Origin of the sequence: Xaviernesmea oryzae (assembly GCF_900109605.1) — a bacterium.
Lineage (GTDB): Bacteria > Pseudomonadota > Alphaproteobacteria > Rhizobiales > Rhizobiaceae > Xaviernesmea > Xaviernesmea oryzae.
Genome location: NZ_FOAM01000010.1, coordinates 170,833 through 193,484 on the forward strand (window position 1 = coordinate 170,833; position 22,652 = coordinate 193,484).

Annotated in this window: 21 protein-coding genes; 12 read left to right on the plus strand and 9 right to left on the minus strand. The window is 62.3% G+C overall.

Annotated elements, in window-relative coordinates:
• Window positions 1-385: 385 nt before the first annotated feature.
• Both BMX61_RS14280 and trxB read right to left on the minus strand, forming a co-directional pair.
• A complete protein-coding gene (locus tag BMX61_RS14280) occupies window positions 386-1,282 on the minus strand; it encodes a LysR family transcriptional regulator VtlR (RefSeq protein ID WP_075628197.1) in 897 nt (298 codons plus the stop codon).
• A 208-nt stretch (window positions 1,283-1,490) separates the two neighbouring features.
• Window positions 1,491-2,465: a thioredoxin-disulfide reductase gene (gene trxB, locus BMX61_RS14285; RefSeq protein WP_075628196.1), complete on the minus strand. Its 975-nt coding sequence runs from the start codon at window positions 2,463-2,465 to the stop codon at window positions 1,491-1,493.
• A gap of 498 nt (window positions 2,466-2,963) precedes the next feature.
• Here trxB and BMX61_RS14290 point away from each other — a divergent pair, with 498 nt between their 5' ends.
• The 7 genes from BMX61_RS14290 (at window position 2,964) to BMX61_RS14320 (ending at window position 9,419) form a co-directional block, all read left to right on the plus strand.
• Entirely contained in the window at window positions 2,964-4,022 is a 1,059-nt protein-coding gene (locus BMX61_RS14290) for a glycosyltransferase family 2 protein (protein ID WP_234794688.1), read from the plus strand.
• A 102-nt stretch (window positions 4,023-4,124) separates the two neighbouring features.
• Window positions 4,125-5,174, plus strand: coding sequence for a glycosyltransferase family 2 protein (locus BMX61_RS14295; protein WP_170854948.1), 1,050 nt, complete (start codon window positions 4,125-4,127; stop codon window positions 5,172-5,174).
• Window positions 5,175-5,303: 129 nt separating this feature from the next.
• Entirely contained in the window at window positions 5,304-5,771 is a 468-nt protein-coding gene (locus tag BMX61_RS14300) for an Lrp/AsnC family transcriptional regulator (RefSeq protein WP_075628195.1), read from the plus strand.
• Between the two features lie 68 nt (window positions 5,772-5,839).
• Window positions 5,840-6,559 (plus strand): FkbM family methyltransferase, encoded by a 720-nt coding sequence (locus BMX61_RS14305; RefSeq protein ID WP_083639480.1) that lies wholly within the window; start codon window positions 5,840-5,842, stop codon window positions 6,557-6,559.
• The gene (locus BMX61_RS14310) at window positions 6,552-7,367 is read left to right on the plus strand and encodes a glycosyltransferase family 2 protein (RefSeq protein WP_075628194.1); all 816 of its coding nucleotides are present in this window, start codon (window positions 6,552-6,554) and stop codon (window positions 7,365-7,367) included. The genes BMX61_RS14305 and BMX61_RS14310 overlap by 8 nt, the downstream gene beginning before the upstream one ends.
• On the plus strand, window positions 7,368-8,393 hold the full coding sequence (locus BMX61_RS14315; protein ID WP_075628193.1) for a glycosyltransferase: 1,026 nt from the start codon (window positions 7,368-7,370) through the stop codon (window positions 8,391-8,393).
• Between the two features lie 3 nt (window positions 8,394-8,396).
• Window positions 8,397-9,419 (plus strand): glycosyltransferase, encoded by a 1,023-nt coding sequence (locus tag BMX61_RS14320; RefSeq protein WP_075628192.1) that lies wholly within the window; start codon window positions 8,397-8,399, stop codon window positions 9,417-9,419.
• On the opposite strand, the gene BMX61_RS14325 is transcribed toward BMX61_RS14320, so the two are convergent.
• Together BMX61_RS14325 and greA are read right to left on the minus strand one after the other, a co-directional pair.
• Window positions 9,403-10,524 (minus strand): glycosyltransferase family 4 protein, encoded by a 1,122-nt coding sequence (locus BMX61_RS14325; RefSeq protein ID WP_083639494.1) that lies wholly within the window; start codon window positions 10,522-10,524, stop codon window positions 9,403-9,405. The two genes, BMX61_RS14320 and BMX61_RS14325, sit on opposite strands and share 17 nt — an antisense overlap.
• 97 nt (window positions 10,525-10,621) lie before the next feature.
• The gene (gene greA / locus BMX61_RS14330; protein WP_075628191.1) at window positions 10,622-11,098 is read right to left on the minus strand and encodes a transcription elongation factor GreA; all 477 of its coding nucleotides are present in this window, start codon (window positions 11,096-11,098) and stop codon (window positions 10,622-10,624) included.
• Between the two features lie 393 nt (window positions 11,099-11,491).
• On the opposite strand from greA, the gene BMX61_RS14335 reads away from it, so the two are divergent.
• Window positions 11,492-11,797 (plus strand): hypothetical protein, encoded by a 306-nt coding sequence (locus BMX61_RS14335; RefSeq protein ID WP_075628190.1) that lies wholly within the window; start codon window positions 11,492-11,494, stop codon window positions 11,795-11,797.
• A gap of 59 nt (window positions 11,798-11,856) precedes the next feature.
• Complete coding sequence (locus BMX61_RS14340) at window positions 11,857-12,183, plus strand: hypothetical protein (protein WP_075628319.1); 327 nt, start codon at window positions 11,857-11,859, stop codon at window positions 12,181-12,183.
• Between the two features lie 242 nt (window positions 12,184-12,425).
• Here the strand turns inward: BMX61_RS14340 and BMX61_RS14345 are convergent, their stop codons facing one another.
• The 3 genes from BMX61_RS14345 to BMX61_RS14355 all read right to left on the minus strand — a co-directional run bounded on the left by BMX61_RS14345 (window position 12,426) and on the right by BMX61_RS14355 (window position 17,372).
• Complete coding sequence (locus BMX61_RS14345; protein WP_075628189.1) at window positions 12,426-12,617, minus strand: DUF2283 domain-containing protein; 192 nt, start codon at window positions 12,615-12,617, stop codon at window positions 12,426-12,428.
• Window positions 12,618-12,874: 257 nt separating this feature from the next.
• Window positions 12,875-16,360, minus strand: coding sequence for a carbamoyl-phosphate synthase large subunit (gene carB, locus BMX61_RS14350; RefSeq protein WP_075628188.1), 3,486 nt, complete (start codon window positions 16,358-16,360; stop codon window positions 12,875-12,877).
• Between the two features lie 163 nt (window positions 16,361-16,523).
• Window positions 16,524-17,372, minus strand: coding sequence for a LytTR family DNA-binding domain-containing protein (locus tag BMX61_RS14355; RefSeq protein ID WP_092742767.1), 849 nt, complete (start codon window positions 17,370-17,372; stop codon window positions 16,524-16,526).
• A gap of 169 nt (window positions 17,373-17,541) precedes the next feature.
• Between BMX61_RS14355 and BMX61_RS14360 the strand changes: the two genes are divergently transcribed.
• Window positions 17,542-18,018, plus strand: coding sequence for a DUF2306 domain-containing protein (locus BMX61_RS14360; protein ID WP_075628186.1), 477 nt, complete (start codon window positions 17,542-17,544; stop codon window positions 18,016-18,018).
• A gap of 292 nt (window positions 18,019-18,310) precedes the next feature.
• On the plus strand, window positions 18,311-19,225 hold the full coding sequence (ypfJ, locus tag BMX61_RS14365; RefSeq protein ID WP_075628185.1) for a KPN_02809 family neutral zinc metallopeptidase: 915 nt from the start codon (window positions 18,311-18,313) through the stop codon (window positions 19,223-19,225).
• A gap of 75 nt (window positions 19,226-19,300) precedes the next feature.
• Here the strand turns inward: ypfJ and BMX61_RS14370 are convergent, their stop codons facing one another.
• Window positions 19,301-20,548, minus strand: coding sequence for a sugar MFS transporter (locus tag BMX61_RS14370; protein ID WP_075628318.1), 1,248 nt, complete (start codon window positions 20,546-20,548; stop codon window positions 19,301-19,303).
• Window positions 20,549-20,899: 351 nt separating this feature from the next.
• Between BMX61_RS14370 and BMX61_RS14375 the strand changes: the two genes are divergently transcribed.
• Window positions 20,900-22,147, plus strand: coding sequence for a TCR/Tet family MFS transporter (locus BMX61_RS14375; protein WP_075628184.1), 1,248 nt, complete (start codon window positions 20,900-20,902; stop codon window positions 22,145-22,147).
• A 76-nt stretch (window positions 22,148-22,223) separates the two neighbouring features.
• Here the strand turns inward: BMX61_RS14375 and BMX61_RS14380 are convergent, their stop codons facing one another.
• Entirely contained in the window at window positions 22,224-22,535 is a 312-nt protein-coding gene (locus BMX61_RS14380) for a hypothetical protein (RefSeq protein ID WP_075628183.1), read from the minus strand.
• Between the last annotated feature and the right edge of the window lie 117 nt (window positions 22,536-22,652).

Below are 22,652 nucleotides of genomic sequence, written 5' to 3' on the forward strand. Positions count from 1 at the left end.
CATATGATACAACGCGGGATGGAAAACAAGAGCAGCCGGCTCAAAAATCATCAGCATCCTGAATCAATGGCAAAAAAAGAGGCCCACAAGTAAACTTGGGGCCTTTAAGTGTGAAGGTCTAAAACCTCCAGAGGGGAACAGCTGCTGCGACGGCACTGGGAGAAGACCGTCATGTGCATCAGCTGCAGTCGATATGCTCGCTTTTTGGGCGATGAACAATCAATAAATATGCATGCCAGCCATGATGACAGCGCACCCCTGCCTGTTTTGTAAGCAAAATACAAAGCCCCGCGCCAAGGTAGGCGCGGGGCTTCAAGCAATTCACATGGCGATGGGGAGAGTTAGGCTACCGACGCACAGCAGCCTTAAAAACATGCAGCCGGCTTCAGAAATTCCAGTTGCGGGCCTTGGCGACGATGAAATCGCGGAAGACCTTGAGCTTGGCGGCGTTTTTCATCTCGTCAGGATAGCAGAAATAGGTATCGAACGAAGGAATGTCGGCCTGAATCGGCAGCTGGATCAGGCCCGGATCGCGTCCGACGATATAGTCCGGCATCATGGCAATGCCGATGCCGAGCAGGCAGGCACGCTTGATCGAGGTCTGGCTGTTGATCTGCAGATGGGAGGGGCGGGGATTGTCGCTCTCGCGCCCGGCGATCTCCAGCCAGTTGACGTCGAGCAGATAGTTGGGCGCCGGCTCGCCAAAGGTGATGATCCGGTGGTTGTCCAGATCGGCGATCGAATGCGGCTCGCCATGCTTGTTGATATAGGAGGGCGCGGCATAAAGGTGCATATGCACCGTAAACAGCTTGCGCTGGATCAGGTCCGATTGCTGGGGCTGGCGCAGGCGGATGGCGCAGTCGGCATGGCGCATGTTCACGTCCAGCTCCTCATTGTCGAGGATGAGCTGAACCTGCATGTCGGGATAGAGGCTGAGGAATTCCTGCACCTTGTCGGTCAGCCAGCCCTGGCCGAGGCCGACCGTGGTGGTGATGCGCAGCTTGCCGCTCGGCTTGTCCGTGGTTTCGGTCAGCTGAACGCGCACGCTTTCCAGCTTCATCAGCACGTCATGCGCTGTGCGATAGAGGATTTCCCCCTGCTCGGTGAGAATCAGGCCGCGGGCATGGCGGTGAAACAGTTTGATACCGACATCCTGCTCGAGCGAGCTGACCTGGCGGCTGATCGCCGACTGCGACAGATGCAACTTGTCGGCCGCATGGGTGAAGGATCCGGCCTCCGCCGCCGCATGAAAGATGCGCAACTTGTCCCAGTCGAGCGGCATGCCGTCTCCCTCTTATGGGGGGCGAGCGACCGGGCCATGCCTTCAGCCGCCGAGCTCCCGTCTCCCCCCTTGTTTTCGTTCCGCAAGACGGATGCCGCAGGTTTGATCCAGCCGCTGGCCGCGCCATGCGCTTGCCCGCGCATCTTAGCAGCAGGCGGTGTTCGTTATCGACCGCCAATGCGCCCCTGCGCCCGGCGGGTCGCAGACCTTATTCTGCGGCAATCGCGACCGGAAGATGGCCGGCCAGATAACGCTCCGCTTCCAGCGCCGCCATGCAGCCCATTCCCGCTGCGGTGATCGCCTGACGATATTGGTCGTCCGTCACGTCGCCCGCGGCAAAAACGCCCGCGACATCGGTGGCGGTTGAATCCGGCGCGGTCCAGAGATAGCCGTTGGATTTCAGTCGAAGCTGGCCTTTGAAAAGGTCGGTTGCCGGGGCATGGCCGATTGCCACGAAGACGCCGTCGATCGGCATCGGCGTGATCGCACCGGTTTTCACATTGCGAAGCGTGACGCCATTCAGCGAGGCCGGCATTGGCGGCTTTGCCGGCGCGCCCTCATAAGCGGCGATCTCATGATCCCAGAGAATGCGGACATTCTCCTTGGCGAACAGGCGGTCTTGCAGGATGCGCTCGGCCCGGAAGCCATCGCGGCGATGGATGACGGTGACAGTTTTGGCAAGGTTGGAGAGATAGAGCGCCTCTTCCACGGCGGAGTTGCCGCCACCAACCACGATCACATCCTTGCCGCGATAGAAGAACCCGTCGCAAGTGGCGCAGGCGGATACGCCAAAGCCCTTGAAGGTCTCTTCCGTTTCGATGCCAAGCCATTTCGCGCGGGCGCCCGTGGCGATCACCAGTGTGTCGGCCGTCCATACCGTGCCGCTGTCGGTCATCAGCCGGAAGGGACGGACCGAAAGATCGACGCTGGTGACAAGGTCGCTGACGATTTCGGCGCCGACATGGGTTGCCTGCTTGAGCATTTCGCTCATCAGCCAAGGCCCCTGGATCGGATCGGCGAAGCCGGGATAGTTTTCCACATCCGTGGTGATCATCAACTGCCCGCCTTGCTCCATGCCGGCGATCAGCACCGGCTGCAGCATGGCGCGCGCGGCATAGATGGCGGCGGTGTAGCCGGCGGGGCCGGAGCCAATGATCAGCACCTTCGTATGGCGGGAGGTCATGCACGTTCCTCGACTGGCGGAGACAGGGTCAAAAACCGGCCGCCGCTTGGGTTTTATGCCTTAGTTTAAGGATCATCCCCCCTTGCTTTCAAGGGTGCTGCGCCTTTTACCACAAGCGCAGCGCCATTTGCCGTCCAAAATGCGCGGTCTTGTTGCAGGCCTGCCGCGGCAAAGGCGCGCCCTGTGCCATAAAGGGTCAAGACGAGGCAAGCGATCGGTCTGATGCGAAAAAGGTCCTGTCGCGACCGCGCTTGCGCATGCGCCCATCAGATTTGACTCCTTGTCGCCTTCTTTCTATCGAAGACGGCCAAGCGCATCCCATGAAATCTCGGTGTGGAGGCTCCGTTGCAGCATCGTCACATGCCCGCCCGGTGCTTTCGGCGATTGTTGTGTCGAAGGCCGAACTGGAGGGGCGATGATGCGGGCTGGGAGTGGCGGGCACCAGGCAAGCCAAGCCGGATGATGACGTCACCGTTTCCCAATGCATGAGGATGCCATTTGAGCTTTGTTGCCACTGCCTATCCACAGCCTTTTCCAGCGGAGCCTCAGCGCGGCCCGATCGACCGGGCGCTGTCAGCCTGGGAAACGCGGCGTGTGCGCCGCCGCCGCGCTCGGGAGCAGGCAGAGGCACCGCTTTCGCTTGCGGGCGGCCGGTCCTTGCGCCCGCTCGCGGCGGAAGACCTGGGTCTCGTCACCTTCACCCACAATGACGCCAAGTTCCTGCGCTCCTTTCTCGCGCATTATCGGCGGCTCGGGGTCACGCGCTTTATCGTCGTCGACGATCAATCCCGCGACGGCACGGCCGAGAGGCTGGCGGCCGAGGCCGATGTCGATCTCTGGAGCTCGCCTCTGCGCTACAAGGATGCGCGGCGCGGCAAGCTCTGGCGCGAAGCCTTGCTCTCGCTCTACGGCACGGGCCGCTGGTATCTTTCGGTCGATTCCGACGAATACCTCGTTTACGACAGATGTTTCGAGCGGCCCTTGCCCGCGCTGATCGCAACGCTGGACGCAGCCGGGCAGAAGCGGATGATGGCGCCGATGCTGGATCTCTATCCGCGTGGCCCCTTGAGCCTCTATCCCTTCCAGGGCGCCGACGACACAATGCCCTGGGAGGTGGCTGACGGCTATGATGGGGATGGCTATCTGCTGCAGCCCAACCGCCGCTTCCTCAGCCTTCGCGGCGGCCCACGCCAGCGTATGTTCTCCACCGAAGCCGAACTGGCGAAATATCCGCTGTTGTACTGGGACGAGAGCTGCAGCTTCGGTGTCAGCGTGCATCAACCCTTGCCCTTCACGCGCAATTTCACCGCGCCGCAAGGCGTGCTCCTGCATTTCAAGTTTTTCGCCGATTATCGCCATAAGACCGAAGCTGCCGTCGCCGAAGAGCAGCATTTCAATGGTGCCCAGGTCTATCGCACGATTCTCGATCGCGTTGCCGATCAGGGCGACCTGGATTTCACCTATTCCGGCACTCGGCGTTTTACCCGCCCGGAAGAGCTGGCAAGAGCGGGCTTCATGCGCGAATGGGCGGAGCAGCCAAAACGCGGTCCATTATAAAAGAAATTACTTTAACATATAATGCGAATATTATAGGTTCCCGCCCGCAGGATGATCTCCTGCAGCAGGCCGGCTTGTTGCCCGGCTTTAACGGGACCGTTCATGCCGCAGAGTTACGCCTATCCCAATCCCGTGCTGCCGGATGCATTCTTCAAGACAGGACCGTTCGCCTATCTCCGGGCATTGAATGCCAACAGGCGTTTCAGCAAGCGCCGAGCGCGGCTGGCGATGTCAGATCCCACGTTGCGTCGCTTCAATCTCGCGCCACCACGCGCGCTACGGGCGGATGATATCCCGCTGGTGTTTCTATGTCATAATGACCGCGCGTTCCTGCCGTCCTTCCTTGCGCATTACCGGGGACTGGGTGTTACGCGCTTCATCTGTGTCGATGATGCCTCCACGGATGAGAGCCAAGCATATCTGGAGGCCGAGCCCGATGTCGATCTCTGGATCTCCGATCTGCGCTATGGCGCTGCCAACCGTGGCAGGCTCTGGCGCGAGAGCCTGTTCGAGATTTACGGTCGCCATCGATGGTACGTCAACGTCGATGCCGACGAATATCTGGTCTACCAAAGCTGCGCCGAGCGGCCGCTCTCCAGGTTGATCGACAGGCTGCAGGCCTTGGGGATAACGCGGCTTTCCGCGCCGATGATCGACTTTTACCCGGCAGGCCCCGTCGGAGATTTCATCTTTAGTGGCGACAGCCGCGTCATGCCCTGGGAGGTTGCGACCCATTATGATGTCGCCGGCTATGATCTGTCGCGCTCCTCCATCTCCCTACAGGTCAGGGGTGGCCCGCGTCGGCGGATCTTTGGCGCGGATGTTCAGCTCATCAAGTTTCCGCTGCTCTATTGGGACGATGCCTGCAGTCTCGGCACGTCAATCCACCATCCCATACCCTTCCAGCAAAATTTCGCGCCCATTGCCGGCGTGCTGCTCCATTTCAAATTCTTTGCAGGGGTCTCGGCCCGCTTCGAACGCATTTCGTCAAACGGCCAGCATTTCGGCGGCGCCGAGCACTACAAGCTGATGCTCGGTCATATGGAGGACTTGAACAGGCTCGATTTTACCGATTCGGTCTCCCACCGCTTTGCCGATCCTGACAGCATGGTCGAGGAAGGCTTCATGCGCAGCCTATGGCCAGTTCTCTAAACAGGGCCGCATCGGCCGCCCTCAGGCGACCCTTCGCTTCACCTTGATGCCGCGCAGAAGACGTGGCACATCTCGGTCCTTCGCCCATCGGGGTGGCAAGACGGAACGACAAGAAGAAGGCGGGGAAGCGTGCTGCGGGCCGAGCTCGACGCGATCGATCTGAAAATCCTGCGCGAATTGCAGGAAGACGGTCGGATCACCAATGTCGATCTGGCCGAACGCGTGGGCATTTCCGCCCCGCCCTGTCTTCGCCGCGTGCGCAAGCTGGAAGAGGCGGGCATCATCCGCGGCTATCGCGCGATCCTCAACGCGCCGTCCCTTGGCTATGATCTCGTGGCCTTCTGCATGGTTGGCTTGAAGCACCAGTCCGAAGCCGATCTTAAAGCTTTCGCCGCGCGCACGCGCGATTGGCCGATGGTGCGCGAAGCCTGGATGGTTTCGGGCGACAGCGACTATCTCCTGCACTGTCTGGCGGAGAATCTTGCAGCCTTCCAGGATTTCGTTATTGAACGACTGACGGCCGCCGACAATGTCGACACCGTCCGCACCATGCTGACCATTCGCAAGGTCAAGGAGGCCGCGCTCGTCGGCCTCTGAGGAGGGCGATGGTCTTGCCGGTACTGGCGTGGGCGCGCCGATAGGCCATGCAGCCCAAGAAATGAAGGATGATCGTGACGAAATTCCTGCGCTCTCTGCGCCGACGTTGGCGCATCCTGACCGAGGCTGAGCGTGTCCGCCTCGATGGCATCACGATCGATACCCGCAAGGGCCACATCGCCGACGACATCCGTGCCCTGATCTTTCGTGAAGCCTATGAGGATACCGAGCGGGCGCTGATCCGCAACGCCTTAAGGCCCGGCATGCGGGTTCTCGAAATCGGCGCCGGCCTCGGCGTGGTCAGCCTGATTCTGGCGCGGATCGCCGGGCCCGGAAAGGTGCTGGCCTATGAGGCCAATCCGACGCTGGAGGCCAAGATCCGCGGCAATTTCGCCCTCAATTCCAGCCTACCGGAACTGCGCATGAAAGCGTTGACGGTGGATGGCGCACCGGTGCGGTTTTTCGTCGATGGCGCACTTCTCTCGTCGAGCGTGTATGACCGCGCCAAGGGCCTGAACGCGACGATGGTGGAGAGCGATGCTTTGCCGGCCGTGCTGGCCGATTTCCGGCCGGATATGCTGGTCATCGACGTCGAGGGCGCCGAGGTCGATTTGCTTGGCCTGCCGAACCTCGATCCGCTGGCTCATATCATCGCCGAACTGCATCCCCATATTGTCGGCGATGCGGCAATCGATGGGCTGATCGCGCATCTTGCGCGCCTCGGCTTCCAGCTGGCGGAACGCAACCGCAAGGCTGCCTATTTCCGTCGGGACCTGGTTCATGTCTGATGCGAAGCTGCCGCTCTCGGCCTTCATTATCTGTTTGAACGAAGAGGCCTATCTCGGCGCCTGTCTCGACAGTCTCGCCGAATGTGCCGAAATCGTCGTGGTGGATTCCGGCTCGACGGATGGAACGCAGGCCTTGGTCGAGCGCTATATCGCTGGGGGCTGGCCAATCCGCTTTGTCCATGAGGCCTGGCGCGGCTATGCCGGGCAGAAGCAGTTCGCCCTCGATCTGTGTACGCAACCGTGGCGGCTCAATATCGACGCCGACGAGCGGCTGGACCGGGCTTTGCGAGACAGCCTGCCGACGCTTCTCGCCGCGCCGCCTGAGATCGTCGGCTGGAAGGTCGCCCGCCGCCCTTATCTCATCGGCTATGGTTATACGCCGGCCCGTGTGCGTGAGCGCAAGAACCTTCGGCTGATCCGGGCAGGGCAGGGCGCCTATGATCTGGCACAGGCCGTGCACGAAGGAATCGTGCCCCGGGGGCGCGTCGAGAAAGCCTCAGCCGGCGGTCTTCTGCATTACCGCCCGCTGATCCTCGACGAGCAGATCCTCAAGGAAAACAAATATTCCACGCTGAAGGCCGATCAGCAGACCGCTGAAGGGCGGCGGCCGAAGGCGGCGAAACTGATCTTCTCGCCATTGCTTTATTTCCTGCGGCTCTATCTGCGCAATGGCTTATGGCGCTGTGGTCTTCCGGGATTCATCGAGGCAATGACCGGCGCCGTCTATGCTTTCCTCACCCAGGCAAAGCTCTACCAGCGGGATGCCTTGAAGCGGCGCCCGAACGTGGACGATGCGAAAGGGCGTTAGATGCGGGTCTTGCACATTCACTTCGGCAAGGAGGGCGGTGCCGAGCGATTCTTCGTCAATCTGGTCAACGCATTGCATGAGCGGGGGGTGGAGCAGCAGGTGCTGATCCGGCCCGGCCGCAGCTGGCGTGGCGAGATTGAATGTGCCGCCACAGTGCATGAAGGGATCTTCCGGCGCATCTCGCTCTCGCGTTTCCTGTTGGCCTTTCGCCTGCGCCGCATTCTCAAACGCTTCAAGCCGGATGTGATCGTCTCCTGGCAGCTGCGCGCCAGCCGCTTCATGCCCGCCGTCGATGGGGTCAAGCGCATTGCCCGGCTCGGGGATTATCCCGAGCATCTCGGCTACTACACCCATTGCCAGACGCTTGTCTGCATCACACCTGACATGGCGCAGCGGGTGCGCGCGCTCGGCTGGACACGCGGGCTGGAAGTGATTCCGAACTTCACCCGCTCACGGCCCATGGCGCCCGTGGCGAGAGCCGAGATGTCGACCCCGGAAGGAGCCTTCGTCGTCCTCGGTCTCGGCCGTTTCGTGCCGCGCAAGGGCTTCGATCTCCTGATCAAGGCCATAGCGGCGGTCGAGGGCGCGTTTCTCTGGCTGGTCGGCGACGGCCCGGAGCGCGGCAATCTGGAAGCGTTGGTGGCGTCCCTGGGCTTGAGCGAGCGGGTCCGCTTTACCGGATGGCGCACCGATGCCTATGCCTATCTCGCGGCCTCGGACGCGTTCGTCATTCCGTCCCTTCACGAGCCGCTCGGCAATGTCTGCCTGGAGGGCTGGGGCGCAGGCAAGCCGACGATCGCCTTCAAGGCGGAAGGCCCCTCCTTTGCCATGACTCATGAAGAGGATGCGCTGATGGTCGAGGTCGGCGATGTCGATGGTCTCGCGGCCGCCATCACGCGGCTGCGTGACGACGAGGGGCTGCGCACGCGGCTTGTGGACGGTGGGCGACGCACCATCGAAACGCGCTTTTCGGAAGACGCCATCGCTTCGGCCTATCTGCAACTCTTCGCTGGCCAGGACAGCTGACGCATGCAGGTCGTTCACTATCACTTCGGCAAGGATGGTGGGGCAGAGCGCTTCTTCGTTCAGTTTGCCAATGCGCTGGCCAGGCGTGGCGTTTACCAAAGCGCTATCATCCGGCCAGACCGGGCCTGGCGGGCCGATCTCGATCCGTCGATCAAGGTCGAGGAAAGCCATTTCCGCAATCTTTCACCGGACCGCTTCCTGCTGCCGATCAGGGCTGCCCGCATGGCCCGCCGGCTGAAACCGGATGCGCTGATGGCCTGGGCGCCACGCGCCAGCATGCTGATGCCTGCCTATCCCGGCTGTATCAAACTTTCCCGGCTTGGCGACTATCCGCCGAAGCTCGACTATTTCCGCAACAGCGACATGCTCGTGTGCAATACACCCGGCATCGCCGATCACGTGCGCAAGCTCGGCTGGACACGCGGGCTCACTGTGATTTCGAACTTCACCGATACGCAGAGGGTGGCGCCGACAGACCGCGCGCAATGGAAAACGCCGCAGCATGTGCCGCTGATCGTTTCGCTCGGACGCTTCGTGCATCGCAAAGGCTTTCACACGCTGATCGAGGCAGTGGCGCGACACTCATCCGCCTATCTCTGGCTGGCGGGCGAGGGGGAGGAGCAGGACGCGCTGACACGACTGGCGCGAGAAAAGGGCCTGGGCGAGCGCATCCGCTTTCTCGGCTGGCAAAAGGATGCGCGGCCCTTCATCGCGGCAGCCGATGTGTTCGTCATGCCGTCGCTTCATGAGCCGCTTGGCAATGTGATCCTGGAAGCCTGGGCGCAGCGGCGGCCGGTGGTCTCCTCGCGCTCGGAAGGGCCGTCTTGGTTCATGCGCGATGGTGAGAACGGCCTGTTGGCGGAAATCGAGAATGTCGATAGCTTCAGTGCGGCCATCGAGGCTCTGCTGGCAGATCCTGCCTTGGCCGCGCGTCTGGCCGAGGGGGGGCATCGCACGCTGTTGAGCCAGTTTTCCGAGGAGGCGGTGACCGGCGCCTATCTCGACCTGTTCAGCCGCCGGCCATGAGCTTGTCATAGACCTTGCCGATCGCTTGCGCTTCGCCCTCGATGGTGAAGCGCTCGCTGACGCGCGTGCGGCCGCGCTTGCCGGCCATGATGCGTCTGGGGTCATCATCCATCAGTTCGGCGCAGCCGAGCGTCAGGCCAACCGAGTGATCGGCCGCCACGAGCAGGCCCGTCTCATCTGGTCCCGTGACGATGATTTCGTTGAAGGCGCCAACCTCGGTGGCGACAACGGCCACTTCACTGGCCATGGCTTCCAGGGGCGTCAGGCCGAAGCCTTCCCAGCGCTGCGGCGCGACGAATAGGTCCAGAACCCGGTACCATTCATGAATATTCGTCTGTTCGCCGACAAAGAGAATGCGCTCGCCGAGCCCTGCCTGGGCCGCCCGGTTTTTCAAGTCGCGCTCGAAGGCCTTGTGCTTGGATGTCGCGCGCCCGGCGATGACCGCAACCCACTCCGGCCGATGCGGCAGCAGCGAGAGCATGGCTTCGACGAAGAGGTCCGTTCCCTTTTGCGCACGCACGCGGCCGAAACAGCCGACGATCTTGGCCTGCTCGGGCAGGTTCAGCGCCCGGCGCGCCGATGCCTTGTCGGAAGCTGGCGCAAACCGTTCGATATCGATGCCATGCATGATCACGGCGCTATCGCGTTTCAGGTAGCGGGCCGTCTTTTCGCTTGTGGAAATCACCGCGTCCATCTGGTTGATCAGCCACTTGGTCCAGCCGGTGTGGCGGCGCTGCGAAGCGGAGGTGAACACCAGCCGCAAGGGCATGCGCAGGAGGTCGCGCAGGACGATGCCGGGCAGCATCTCAATATTGCGGCGAGCATGCCAGACTCGGGCCGGCCGGCCGGGCGGCGGCTGGCGCAGCCGCATCAGGTCCCTAAAGCGCAGATGCGGAAGGCTGTCGGGAAGTCCGGGGCCAAGCACCGCGATGCGTCGGCCGAGACGGCGCTGTACCGGAACCAGTTGAATGATGGTCGAGGTTACGCCTGAAAGCCGGTGCTTGAAATTCGGCGCGATGACGTCGATTTCAGCCGGATCGACCTGCGGAGGCTGCCCTGCAGGCTGGCCGCTCACGGGGGCAGCACCCAGATCGTCCTCGGCCATGATGGGATCCTGCCGGTTCATGAGCGGCAGGTCCTGGCCGGGAGGGGCATCTTTCGAGACGAAGGAAAGAGCATCGCACGTGTCCGGCGGAAACGCATCAACCCCAGTTGATGCTGATGATTTCGTAGGCCTTCGAACCGCCAGGCGCGACGACCTCGATGGAATCGCCCACTTCCTTGCCGATCAACGCACGGGCGATGGGCGAGGAGATCGAGATGCGGCCGGCCTTCACGTCGGCCTCCTGATCGCCGACGATCTGATAGATCTTCTCTTCGTCGGTGTCCTCGTCGACCAGCTTGACCTTGGCGCCGAACTTGATCGTCGAGCCCGACATTTTCGACAGATCGATCACCTCGGCGCGGGCCACGAAGTCTTCCAGCTCGCCAATACGGCCTTCGTTCAGGCTCTGGGCTTCCTTGGCTGCATGGTATTCCGCATTCTCCGAGAGATCGCCATGCGCGCGTGCTTCCGAGATCGCCTCGATGATGCGGGGGCGTTCTTCCTGCTGGCGCCAGCGCAGTTCTTCCTGCAGCTTGACGAACCCGCTCTGCGTCATCGGTACCTTCTCGACCATTTCCCTGTCCTTCACTGCTCGCGCGGGCCCGCCTTTTGATATCAGGCGGCCCCGACGCAAAATAAAACGGTTTGCGAAGCGTCAGCCCCGAAACCGTCCAAACACCAGGTTGAGGCTTATAGCAGATGCGACCCCGCTAAAGCCAGAATTTTCGGGCTTCTCCATCCCGCCACGCCCTTTGCAAGGCGCAGCTTTCGCATGTCTCGCCTAGTTCTCGGAACTCCTGCCCATGGCCAGACGTTGTCTGCAAGGCCACGCGAACGAAGTCTCTCCGCGCGTGACATCACCATGACATGGAGCGGCAACGCGCCGGCTTCAAGGGCGTGGACAGTCCGCAAGGCGGTCTATGATGCATCGTCTTGTGGATGTGCGGGGATGAAAGGCAGGTAGGGAATGACGGACGAACTTTCACCGATGCAGATTGAAGGCCGGCTCAACGCCTATCGACGGCTCTTGGTCGGGCTTGCCACGCATCTGGCCGCTCTTCCAGACGGACGCGCGGCGATCGAGGCCATGATTGCCGATGCCGAAACGGTGGATACGCAGGACGAGGACCCCGGCGTGCTGCCCGATCAGGGCTTTGCCGGGCAAGAAATCGCGGACGAGGAAATCCGCCACATCCTGGGCTCGGCTCTTGCCCGCCGTCAGGCCTTGGAAGCCGGCGCCGGTGGCTTGACGAAGCAGGAGGCGGCAGAATGAGCAATCCGAACATCAGCAGCCAGACAGATTCCAGCGCACCCGCGTCTCGGAGCGCTGATATGCCCTTGCACATCTATCGCCTGGTGCCGATTGCAGCACCCGATGATCCCAGGTGGGACAATGCGCCAAGTCATGGTGAGATCCTGGTGCGCGCCGCATCGCCCGCCGATGCCCGCATCGTTGCAGCTGAGGCCGAGCTCGATTTCCTCGAAGTGGACGCCATGCCGGCCGAGGGCACCTCGACACGCATGGCCAGCGCCTTTCGCAGCGAGAAACTCTATACCGTGATCGAAGCCGGCAGCGAATACGGATTCACAGAGACGGGCGAGCGTGGCGTGATCGATGGTCTGGTCCGTGTGGACACGATCCATCCGACGCAGGTTTGAGGGCCTGATTTTCAGTCGGAGATGGCTCCCTACGGCAGCCTTGTGCCGAATATCAGGGGTGGGCCCAGGGATCCCGATCATTGTTTGTCGCTGGGTGTTGGCTGCTTAATGCCAATGTCGATACAGCCAAGCTCGGACAATCAAGTTCCTGATTTTGATTGCAGCGCACACGTCGCGACATGCATCGCCGCCCATCGAAGCATCCGCCTTTGCTATTGCGTCGGCCAGTCGCCCGTCAACGATCAAGCAACGTCCAGAAGCGAAGGCGAAAGCTGCGATCGCGCGTTCAGCAACTCCATGCCGACAATGTGTCCAGCCTCGTCGTAATCGAGAACGAGATTCTCCGAGACCTCAGCGCTCTCCACAACCGCTTCCTCCGACAAGCGGATATAGGCTGCGTCGGATGCAGGATCATATTTAATGACAGGTCTCATACAGGCTTCCTCGCATCTCGGTCGATGAAGGCTGATACTATACGAATTTCCGCCGCACCTTCAACGCAAGCAACACGCAGGATCCTCCCTGCGCGTTGGTCTATGCGTTTGAAGCGGCGTTCAATCTCCGGATCACGAGCGTCGGCCTCAATTCAATCCGGCTGTTCGACCGCGGCTACGATCCAGTCTTTTGATAGATCTCGCTGGGCGATGACCGCTTCTGCATGCAGCGAGTAGCGGATCGTCTTGCCCATGCTTCAGAAATAGCTCTGCAGAGGCCGCACTTCCAGGTTCCCCGCCTTCAGCGCCTTGATCGCGCTGGCTGCGGCTTCGGCGCCCGCCATCGTGGTGAAATAGGGCACCTTCTGCATCAGCGTGGCGCGGCGCAGCGACTTGGAGTCCGAGATCGCCTTGTTGCTGTCGGTCGTGTTGATGACGAGCTGAACCTGGCGGTTGCGGATCGCATCCTCGATATGCGGCCGGCCTTCCTGCACCTTGTTGATCTTGGTGGTGGCAATGCCCTGTTCTTCCAGGTAGCGGGCGGTGCCGCCGGTGGCCAGAACCTTGAAGCCGATCTCGGTCAGGATGCGGATGGCGGCGAGCACGCCGACCTTGTCCTCATCGCGCACCGAGACGAACACCGTCCCTTCGCGCGGAAGATCGACGCCGGCGCCGAGCTGAGCCTTGGCGAAGGCGACGGCGAAATCCGTATCGAGGCCGATGACCTCGCCAGTCGAGCGCATTTCCGGCCCGAGCAGGATATCGACGCCGGGGAAGCGGGCGAAGGGGAAGACGGCTTCCTTGACCGCGATATGCTTGAGCTTGCGCGGATCGGGCTTGGCGCCATAGGCGGCGAAGGCATCGTCCAGGCTCTCGCCGGCCATCACGCGCGCGGCGATCTTGGCGATCGGCGCGCCGATGGTCTTGGCGACGAAGGGCACCGTGCGCGAGGCGCGCGGATTGACTTCGAGCACATAGACCTTGCCGTCCTTGATGGCGAACTGCACGTTCATGAGGCCGCCGACACCGAGCGCCTTCGCCATGGCCTTGGCCTGGCGCTCCAGCTCGTCCAGCATCTCGGCAGACAGCGTGCGCGGCGGCAGCGAGCAGGCGCTATCGCCGGAGTGAATGCCGGCTTCCTCGATATGCTCCATGATGCCGGCGACATAGACGTCCTTGCCGTCGCTCAGCGCGTCGACATCGACCTCGATCGCCTGGCTCAGATAGCTGTCGAAGAGCAGCGGGTTCTTGCCGAGCAGCGTGTTGATCTGGCCGGTCTTGTCGTTGGGATAGCGCTGCTTGATATCTTCGGGCACCAGTTCCGGCACGGTGTCGAGCAGATAGGTCTGAAGCTGGCCTTCCGAATGGATGATCTGCATGGCGCGGCCACCCAGAACATAGGAGGGGCGCACGACCAGCGGGAAGCCGATTTCGGAAGCGACGAGACGCGCCTGCTCGACCGAATAGGCGATGCCGTTGTTCGGCTGGTTGAGGTCGAGCTTCATCAAAAGCTTCTGGAAGCGGTCGCGGTCCTCGGCCAGGTCGATCGCATCAGGCGCGGTGCCGAGGATCGGAATGCCGTTCTTTTCCAGCGCTTCGGCGAGCTTCAGCGGCGTCTGGCCGCCGAACTGGACGATGACGCCGACGAGTTCGCCCTTTTCCTGCTCTGCCTTCAGGATCTCGATCACGTCCTCGGCCGTCAGCGGCTCGAAATAGAGCCGGTCGGAGGTGTCGTAATCGGTCGAGACGGTTTCGGGATTGCAGTTGACCATGATCGCTTCGAAGCCGGCATCCTTCAGCGCGAAGGCGGCATGGCAGCAGCAATAGTCGAACTCGATGCCCTGGCCGATGCGGTTCGGACCGCCGCCGAGGATAACGACCTTCCTGCGGTCGGAAATGCCGGCCTCCGACCGCGTCTGGCCGACGAAGGGCGTCTCATAGGTCGAATACATATAGGCGGTCGGCGAAGCGAACTCGGCGGCGCAAGTGTCGATCCGCTTGTAGACGGGGCGCACGTTCAACCCGTTGCGCAACTCGGCCACTTCCTTCGGGCGTTTGCCGGAGAGGGTGGCAAGCCGTGCATCGGAGAAGCCCATGGCCTTCAGGCGGCGCAGGTTTTCCGCGTCTTTCGGCAGGCCATGCTCGCGCACGCGCTCTTCCATGTCGATGATGGCTTTCAGCTGGGCGATAAACCAGGGGTCGATCTTGCAGCTTTCATGCACTTCAGCTTCGGAAAAGCCGAGACGCAGCGCCTGGCCGACCATGCGCAGCCGGTCGGGCGTCGGCGTACCAATGGCCGCGCGGATGGCGGCCTTGGCGTTTTCGCCATCGTCGATCCCGGGAATTTCGATCTCGTCCAGGCCGGTCAGCCCGGTTTCCATGCCGCGAAGCGCTTTTTGCAGCGATTCGGCAAATGTCCGGCCGATCGCCATGACCTCGCCAACCGACTTCATCGCCGTCGTCAGAACCGGCGAGGCACCGGGGAACTTCTCGAAGGCGAAGCGCGGAATCTTAGTCACGACATAGTCGATCGACGGTTCGAAGGAGGCCGGTGTCGCGCCGCCGGTGATGTCGTTTTCAAGCTCGTCCAGCGTGTAGCCGATGGCGAGCTTGGCCGCGATCTTGGCGATCGGGAAGCCGGTGGCCTTCGACGCCAGGGCGGAGGAGCGCGACACGCGCGGGTTCATTTCGATGACGACGAGGCGGCCGTCCTTCGGGTTGACGGCGAACTGCACGTTGGAGCCGCCGGTCTCCACCCCAATCTCGCGCAGCACCGCGATCGAGGCGTTGCGCATGATCTGGTATTCCTTGTCCGTCAGCGTCAGCGCCGGGGCAACGGTGATCGAGTCGCCGGTGTGAACGCCCATCGGATCGATGTTTTCGATGGAGCAGATGATGATGCAATTGTCCGCCTTGTCGCGGACAACCTCCATCTCATACTCCTTCCAGCCGAGCACGCTTTCCTCGATCAGGACCTCGGTGGTCGGCGAGGCGTCGAGGCCGCCGGAAACGATCTCGAAGAATTCCGAGCGGTTATAGGCGATGCCGCCGCCTGTGCCGCCGAGGGTAAAAGAGGGGCGGATGATGGCGGGCAGGCCCACATGGTCAAGCGACTGGGCGGCAACGGCCATGGCATGGCTCATATAGCGCTGCTTGCGGTCGGTCTCGCCAAGGTTCCACTGATTTTCCAGCGCGTCCAGCGCCTTGTCCAGCTCCGGTCCGGACAGGCTTTCCTTCAGCTTGTTGCGTTCCGCCTCGTGGGCTTTGCGGTCGGTGTCCTTGATGTCAGTCGCATTGGCCAGCATGGATTTCGGCGTTTCCAGCCCAATGCGCGCCATGGCCTCGCGAAACAGTGCCCGGTCTTCGGCCATGTCGATGGCCGCCGGCTTGGCGCCGATCATCTCGACATTGTAGCGATCGAGCACGCCCATGCGCTTCAGCGAAAGCGCCGTGTTCAGCGCGGTCTGTCCACCCATGGTCGGCAGCAGCGCGTCCGGGCGCTCCTTGGCGATGATCTTGGCCACCACCTCCGGCGTGATCGGCTCCACATAGGTGGCGTCCGCAAGGTTCGGATCGGTCATGATCGTCGCCGGATTGGAGTTCACCAGGATGACCCGGTAGCCTTCCTCCTTCAGCGCCTTGCAAGCCTGGGTGCCGGAATAGTCAAATTCGCATGCCTGGCCGATGACGATCGGGCCTGCGCCGATGATGAGAATGGATTTCAGGTCTTGGCGCTTCGGCATCGGCTTTTTCCATCTAGCGGGCTCGCGCGGAAACCGGCCAGGGCGACGGACCGCCGGCCAGCTGTGCAAGCTTTTTATCAAATTCAGGCTAGAAGCGGCTTATAGGGAAAGGCCAGAGGAAACGGAACCCCATAAATCGCGCGATCGACAGCAAAACCCGATCTCACTTGTTCGCAAAGTGCTGGCGAACCGCATCCTGGTAGCTGCGACTGACGGGAAGGGCGCTGCCATCCTGGCCGATGACGATCAACCGGCCGTCTTCTCGCCTGAGGTCGGCGACGAACGCATCCGCCACCCAATGCGAGCGGTGCAGCCGCAGGCCCGGCGTGGCGCCAATCTCGCGCAGCGCATCGGAAAAGCGCAGGAGCACGAGCTCCCGTCCGCGGGTGGTGACGATCTCGGTGTAGTGATCTTCGACCGAAAGACGCAGCAGCGGACCACGATGATGCGGTTTCAGCCGCGCGAGGATTGGCGCCGGTGGCGCAATCTCTGGCTCTAGGCCGGCCGGCTGCTGCGACCCTTCTCCGTCGCTTGCCGGCAGTGGCCAGTCCAGAACGCTCACATCGCTCGAGGCCGGAGACTCCGGCCGAAGCGTCAGGATCGTCAGAATGCAGAACAAGGCGCAGAGCGGCAGGGACTGGGCGGCGCGCCAGGGCACGAGGTCGAGCGCGAGCGGCCCGTCGCGCAAGAGCGCATCGAGCACCACCAGCGACAGGCCGATTGGCAAGGCGGCCATCAGCGAGCCGACCAGCATGCGCAGGACCGTATTGGGCAGGTGCGGTTTCAGCGCCCAGTCGGCAAGCACGCTGGCGCCGATTGCGATCGTCCAGGTCACGGCGTGGATGGCCAGCCAATAGCCCAGCCGTTCGGCGGGCATCATCGTCTCGCGCGTGCCATAGGGACCGGTGACGGCAAACAGCGCGACGATCGAAAGGAAGGTGCCCCAGAAGCGGGGCGAGCGAAGCACGGTCTGCATTTCACGAAGCGCGGATGGCAGAAGAGGTCGATTCACGAAATACGCCCGTCGGTTACGCCAATTCGATTGAGCTCGGCTTCTTCTTGGCCGAAACCGGCGTCCTGTTCAACCGCCGGGAAGGATCGCTCGCACCGACGTCGCAGACCGCGAACCGGCCGGCTGCCTCAGATCCAGTCCCTGTCTGAAATTGAAACAAGGAGCTTTCATGACGCTTGCGCCCCTTCTCGCCGCGCCACCGGCGGTGCAGATCCATGTGGCTGCGGTTCTTCCGGCAGCCATCCTCAGCATCGTGCTTCTGACCGCGCGGAAAGGAACGGGCGCGCATAAGCTGTTCGGCCGCGTCTGGGTCGGGCTCATGACGATCGCCGCCCTGTCGAGCTTCTTCATCCATGAGATTGGCGGGCTCTACGGCTTCAGCGCGATTCATCTTCTGTCGGTGCTGACGCTGGCAGGGCTCTGGGCCGCCATTGCCAAGGCCCGCGCTGGCGATGTGGCTGGGCATCGCCGGGTGATGCTGCAGCTCAATGTCGGGGCACTGGGCATCGCCGGCGGCTTCACTCTCCTGCCCGGCCGGCGCATGGCGGCGGTCTTATTCAGCGGAGGCCATATCTGGCTTGTCCTTGCCGGCCTTGCCATGTTGACACTGGCTGCAGCCCTCCTTTTGCGGCGGCGATTGGTCTGAAAAGCGGACCGATCCGGAGGATTTGGTCCTTGAGCATCCAAGTCGGCTTACGTGCTGCCGTCGCTCTGCCGAAAGCCTATGCCATCCCTGCGGCAGCACCTCGCGCTGATGGCCGGTGCACATGTCGAACCGGCACAAGCATTCGCTGACCGAAGAGGCAGCAAGCACCCTTTGTGAATTTCATACGTGCTTACGGATACAAAGCGATGTCTTCTGCGTTACCCCGCCGGGCCGAGCCCGGCAGATGTGCTGCCGCGGGGCCCTCATGCGCATCCGGAGAGGGAGATCAGCCATGGAATGGAGAGGACGCCGTCAGTCCAGCAATATCGAGGATCGCCGGGCCGAAGGGCCTGTCGGCGGTGGGTTCGGCGGTTCCGGTCCAGGTGGTGGCTTTCGCATTCCCGTCGGCTCGGGCCGTGGCGGCGGCCTCAGCATCGGCACGATCATCTTTCTGGTCGTGATCTATTTCGTCTTCAAGGCCATGGGCATCGACCTCCTGCAGGTCGTCAGCGGCGGCCAGCCGACGCCCGCCGGCTATGAGCGCAGCGCCCAGGAAAGCTCGCCGGGCGAGGAGGATACGAAGGCCTTTGTCGCCACCGTCCTGGCGGAGACGGAGGATACTTGGAATGGCATCTTCAAGGCGAACGGCGAAACCTATCGTGAGCCGAGGCTCGTGCTGTTCCGCAACGCCATCCAGTCAGCCTGCGGCAATGCGTCTGCGGCCTCCGGTCCCTTCTATTGCCCCGCCGACCAGAAGGTCTATCTCGACATGTCGTTCTTCGACGAACTCTCCCAGCGCTTCAAGGCGTCGGGCGATTTCGCCCAGGCTTATGTCGTCGCGCATGAAGTTGGCCATCACGTACAAAACCTGCTCGGCATACTGCCCAAGGTCAACGAGCAGCGGCAAAATATGAGTGAGGCGCAGTCCAACCAGATGTCGGTGCGCACGGAACTTCAAGCCGATTGCTTTGCCGGCATATGGGGCAAATATACCCAGCAGAAGGGCCTGCTCGAACAGGGCGATCTGGAAGAGGCGCTGAACGCCGCCACCCAGATCGGCGATGACACGCTGCAGCGCCGCACGCAGGGCTATGTGGTGCCGGAGAGCTTCAACCACGGCACATCGCAGCAGCGCTCGACCTGGTTCAAGCGCGGTTTCGACAGCGGTCAGCTTTCGGCCTGCGATACGTTCAACAACCCTGTCTGATCCAGTTTCACCGCGTATGGAAATAAAAAGGGCGCTCTTGCGGGCGCCCTTTATCGTTGAAGCATGTGGTCTTGCTCAGGCGGCGGGCTTGGCGCCCTTCAGTCCGTAATAGGCAATGAAGACATAGCAGAGGATCGGCAGGAAGAAGGCGTGGTGAATGCCGATCGCATCGGCCAGAGCGCCCTGTGCAAGGGGGATCAAGGCGCCGCCGACGATCGCCAGGCACAGCACGCCCGAGCCTTCGCTGGTCCGGTCGCCGAGCCCGTTCAGCGCCAGGCTGAAGATCGTCGGGAACATGATCGAGTTGAAGAGGCCGATGGCCAGCACCGACCACATGGACAAGGGGCCGGAGGTCAAGACGGCAATGGCAAGCAGCAGGCCGGCCACCACGGCATTGAAAGCCAGCACCTTGCCGCCATCGATCACCCGCATGACCGCAGCGCCGATGAAGCGCCCGATCATCGCGCCGCCCCAGAAATAGGTGACGTAGTGCGCGGCGCTCTTTTCCGGCAGGCCGGCAATGGTCGGTTCGGCCATGAAATTGATCAGAAAGCTGCCGATGCTGACTTCCGCGCCGACATAGAGGAAGATGGCGACGGCGCCTAGCATCAGATGGCGATAGGACCAGATCGATGCCTGCCCCCCGGTTTTGGCCGCCGGTGCCTCCTCGCGGATGACGGGCAGCTTCAGGATCGCAAAGATCACCGCGAGCAGGAATAAGGTTCCTGCCAAGATCATGTAGGGGATGCGCACCGCATCCGCCCCTTCGGCCGGTGACATATTCACGTCAGCGTCTTTGAGGATGAGAAGCGCGCCGACGAGCGGGGCGATCGTGGTGCCGAGCGAGTTGAAGGCCTGCGTGAGCGTCAGCCGCGCCGGTGCCGTCTTCGGATCACCCAGCACCGTTACATAGGGATTGGCCGCCACCTGCAGAATGGTGATGCCGGAGGCCAGCACGAAGAGTGCGCCGAGGAAAAAGGAATAGGCCCGGCTGAAGGCGGCGGGGATGAACATGGCGCAGCCGATCGCCGCAATCACGAGGCCGGCAACCACACCGCCCTTGTAGGAGATGCGCTTCACCAACGCCCCGGCCGGGATCGACATGATGAAATAGGCGCCGAAGAAGCAGAACTGAATGAGCACCGACTGGGTGTAGTTCAGCTCGAACACCTTTTTCAGATGCGGAATCAGAATGTCGTTCATGCAGGTGATGAAGCCCCACATGAAGAACAGGCTGGTGAGCGCCACGAGAGCTGGCGCATGTGCGCCGGCGGCAGCCGGCGACGCTTGCGCGGTGGAGCGATTGGACGAGATCGAGGCCACAGAAAAACCTTTCGAGAAATCGAACCGGATCGAGGTGCTGTGAACAGCCGCCGCATCGGGAAGCATGTCCTTGTGAACGTCCTCAAAGCGGCTGTGCTTGATAAAGCCAAATTGACATTCGCGACGGCGAAAGAACGAATATTGCGGACCTCTTACGGCCGCTTTTCTTGCGATGCAAGGATTACCAAAGCGCTTTGAACAGCTTCAGCTAGCGCTACCTCATGCCCTTAGCCGCTTGCTGCGCTGCGATTGGCCTCTCACAGGCGGGACAAGCTCGGCTCATTGTCGTTACGGCACAATTCGGCTAACCGCTTCGGCAGGAGCCGGCAGCAGGTCGGGGGGAGGACCATCATGGATGCAGACAGGCCGGCAATCGGCTCGATTGGCGAGAAAGCGGCGCGGCGTGGCCTTGCCGTCGTCTTCACCATCATGCTGCTCGACATCATGGGCCTTGCCATCATCATGCCGGTGTTGCCGACCTTTCTGCAGGAGCTGACGGGCGATCCACCGGCCCGCGCGGCTGTGGATGGCGGCTGGCTGCTCTTCGTTTACGCATCCATGCAGTTTCTGTTCGCCCCGACCGTCGGCAATCTGTCGGATCGCTTCGGGCGCCGGCCTGTGCTGCTTGTCTCCGTGCTGACGTTCGCATTGGACAATCTGATCTGTGCGCTGGCTGACAGCTATTGGATTCTCTTCATCGGCCGCATCCTGGCCGGGGTCAGCGGAGCGAGCTTTTCCACGGCCTCGGCCTTCATCGCCGATGTCAGCGACGAGCGCAGCCGTGCGCGCAATTTCGGCCTGATCGGCATTGCCTTCGGCGTCGGGTTCACGCTCGGCCCCGTTGTCGGTGGGCTGCTCGGCAGCTTCGGGCCGCGCGTGCCCTTCTTCGGCGCGGCGGCCCTGTCCTTCCTCAATTTCTGCGCTGCCTGCTGGCTCCTGCCGGAAACGCTGCCAAAGCCGCTGCGCCGCGCCTTCGACTGGCGCCGCGCCAATCCCATGGGGGCGTTGAAGCAGATGCGCGGCCGCCCAGGCTTGATGCCGGTGCTTGCCGTCTTCTTCCTCATCTATCAGGCGCATGTGGTCTATCCGGCCATCTGGCCCTTCGCGGGTGCCTATCGCTACGGATGGTCGGAAGGGCAGATCGGCCTTTCGCTCGGCGTCTATGGAATCGTCACCGCCCTGGTGATGGCGCTCGTTCTGCCGCGTGTCGTCGCCACGTTCGGCGAGCGGCGGACCGCGATCCTCGGCCTTGCCACGGGTGTGATCGCGCTGATGGGCTATGCGCTGGCCTGGCAGGGGTGGATGGTCTATCTCGTGATTCTGGCGACCCCGCTGGAGGCCGTGGCCGATCCGCCCTTGCGCAGCCTTGCGGCTGCACGCGTGCCGCCATCGGAGCAAGGCGAACTGCAGGGGGCTCTTTCCAGCCTCTCCTCGCTCACCTCGATCGTCGGACCGCTGATGTTTGCCTCGGTCTTCGAAGCCTTCACGCGCGACGGCGCGGCCATTGAACTGCCGGGCGCGCCCTTCGCGCTTGCCGCCCTGTTGGTCGCCACCGGCCTCATTATTTTCCTGCGACGGGTTCATCCGATGCGCGGTTGAGGCTGGCCATCCAGCACACGAGGCGGCCGTGTGCCGCGGCCGCCTCGTCGCAGTTCCATGACGCTTGCAGATCGGCTTAGACGTACAGCGTCCGGCTGCCGAATTCGGTATTCTCGTCGAAATTCTTCGTGCCGATGCGGTCGCTCTCGCCCGAGGCCTTGTTGTCGGTCTCGGCGGTGGTGCCCTGATCCTTCTTCTTGCTGCTTTCGAGCTTGTCGAGCTGCGCCTTCAGGGCTTCGATTTCGCCTTCGAGCGCCGCCTGTTCGGCCTTGTCCTTGGCCTTGGCAAGCTCGGCTTCCTTCGACGCGATTTGTGCCTTGATATCGGCGGTGCTGGATGTGGATGAGGAGAGGGCCGTCGAACTGACGGATGTTGTGGCGCTGACCATGGATCAATCCTGTTTCTGTTCGGAATATGCGTTGTAAAGGTTAAGCGAATTCTGACCGACCCTCCCCCTCAGTCGGAGGTGCCCGCAAAATCTGCGGCATGCCGAGGGCGGGCGAGG